General features: G+C 47.9%; 2 protein-coding genes. Both read right to left on the bottom strand.

The annotated features are described in order from the left end of the window. The coding region (gene ileS / locus A3750_RS02650; RefSeq protein WP_068548006.1) for an isoleucine--tRNA ligase at nt 1-2486 on the bottom strand (2486 nt) is incomplete at its 3' end. Between the two features lie 17 nt (nt 2487-2503). After that, nucleotides 2504-2801 (bottom strand): riboflavin kinase (locus A3750_RS02645; protein ID WP_197474832.1); only part of this gene is annotated, 298 nt, incomplete at its 5' end.

Genomic DNA, 2801 nt, shown 5'->3' with positions numbered 1-2801 from the left:
TTATTGACCGCCTCTTTTACTGTCATCACGGCTTGCCAGAATTCACGACCCTGAGTCTCATCATCACTGAGTACGGCAAGATCGTCATACCATGTTGCCAAGAAAACGCTATCTTCTCGCTCTCCTTTCGCCGGCTGAGGCATGAACGCCCAGATCTCGTCTGCGGTAAAGCTAAGTATTGGCGCCATCCAACGCGTCATCGCTTCTAGAATGTGGTACATCGCTGTCTGACAAGAACGGCGAGCTAGGCTCTCGGCTTGCGTTGTGTACTGACGATCCTTGATGATATCGAGATAAAAACCACCGAGTTCACCAACACAGAACTGCACCATCTTTTGAAATACTTCCAAAAAGTTGTAATTCTCATAAGCAGACTGGAGTTCACCTTGCAGTTGAGATGCCTGATCAACAGCCCAGCGATCTAAGGCAATCATCTCGTTATTCGGAACAAGATCTGTTTTTGGATCAAAACCATTGATATTACTAAGCAAGAAACGCGCGGTGTTTCGGATACGGCGATAAGAATCTGCGGTACGTTTGAGAATCTCGTCAGAAACAGTCATCTCGCCGCTGTAATCTGTTGCCGCCACCCAAAGTCGCAGTATGTCAGCACCAAGCTTGTTCATCACTTCTTGTGGCGCAACAACGTTACCAATCGACTTAGACATCTTGCGGCCCTCACCATCAACAGTGAAGCCATGCGTCAATACTTGCTTGTAGGGTGCAGCACCATTAATTGCGATACCCGTTTTAAGCGATGACTGGAACCAGCCACGATGCTGATCTGAACCTTCCAAGTATAAATCTGCAGGGTATTGACCAAGCTCCTCGCGCTGACGAAGAACTGCCGCGTGCGTAACGCCAGAATCAAACCAGACGTCCAAGGTATCGGTTACCTTACTCCAGTTATCTGCATCGTCACCCAACAGCTCGGTCGCATCTAGATCAAACCAGGCATCCATCCCTTTGCCTTCGACTTTTTGCGCCACCTGCTCTATCAGCTCGGACGTATTTGGATGCAACTCTTGAGTCTCTTTATGGACGAACAAAGCAATCGGCACACCCCATGTGCGCTGACGAGAAATACACCAATCGGGGCTCTGTTCAAGCATGCCCTCTATTCGTTGCTGTCCCCATGCAGGAATCCACTTAACGCCTTTGACTGCATCCATCGCAGCATCTTTGAGACCATTCTCATTCATGCTCACAAACCACTGAGGTGTTGCGCGGAAGATCAATGGCGTTTTAGTGCGCCAGCAATGCGGATAACTGTGCGTAAACACTTTCTTTAAAACCAGCTTGCCTTGCGCTTCAAGTGCTTCAAGCACCGGAGCATCCACTTTGTATACATGCTGACCCGCAAACATCGGTACGTTGTCACGGAACACACCGTTATCATCAACGTAGTTAAGTGTCTTCAAGCCGTATTTGTTGCCGACGTTAAAGTCATCCACACCATGATCAGGTGCAGTATGAACAGCACCAGTACCCGCCTCTGTGGTCACATGATCGCCAACTAATACAGGTAATTGCTTGTCACGGTAGAAGGGGTGAGTCAGTAATTGACCTTCAAGTTCGGTTCCTTTCGCAGAGCCCAGCACTTCATAATTCTCAATGCCATAGCGTTCCATTGCGCTATCAACAAGCGCTTGCGCGAGAATTAGCATTTCCTGACCAAGCCCCAAATCGGCCTGAACAAGGGAATAATCAAGATCAGGATTGAGTGATACGGCCTGGCTTGAAGGAAGAGTCCATGCAGTTGTCGTCCAGATAACAACGGCAAGATTTTGCTGATTATCTTGAACGCCAAACTTGCCCAGCACAGCGTCACGATCAACCACATCATAACGCGCATCAATGGCCGTGCTTTGCTTATCTTGGTACTCCACTTCAGCCTCAGCGAGCGCAGAACCGCCAACGACACTCCAATAAACCGGCTTAAAGCCTTTGACTAGGTGGCCGTTTTCAATAATTTTGCCCAGCGCACGGATGATGTCCGCTTCAAATTTGAAATCCATGGTGAGATAAGGGTTTTCCCAGTCACCAAAAACGCCGAGGCGGATAAAGTCTTCTTTCTGCCCTGCTACTTGCTTTGCAGCATATTCGCGACAGGCTTTTCGGAATGCAGAAAACTCAACTTTAACGCCAGCTTTACCGATTTTCTTTTCAACGTTGTGCTCAATCGGAAGGCCGTGACAATCCCAACCGGGAACATATGGCGCGTCAAAGCCACTAATTGTCTTCGATTTGACGATAATGTCCTTCAGAATTTTGTTAACGGAGTGACCAATGTGAATACTGCCGTTCGCATACGGAGGGCCATCATGCAGAATAAACTTCTCAGCACCCTTTCTCGCTTCGCGAATTTTTGAATACAGTCCCTCTTCTTGCCAAGCTTTCAGCATTGCTGGCTCGCGTTGTGCCAAGTTACCGCGCATCGGAAACTCAGTATCGGGCAAATTCAAGGTGTGCTTATAATCACTCATAGTTTTATCACTTCATCTCAAACTAGCCTTAACGGCTGTCGTTGTTGTGCTGCAAACTCTCTCGCAACAAGATTATCTTTTTGTATTTGTTCGGCAAGCGCATCGACGCTTTCAAACCGTTGCTCTTCACGGATTTTTTTCTGCAGTTCGACTTGAACTCTGGCCCCATAAAGGTCGCCGGAAAAATCAAATAAGTGAACTTCAAGATTCGCTTCAAAGTCCCCGACGCTTGGTTTCTTGCCCACATTGGCAACGCCAAAGTAAGCGCCTTTATGGCGACCTGTCTGAACATCAACCTTAACAGCAAAAACACCT

The sequence above is a fragment of the Oleiphilus sp. HI0079 genome (assembly GCF_001635105.1).
This window is presented reverse-complemented; position numbering and strand designations above follow the sequence as displayed.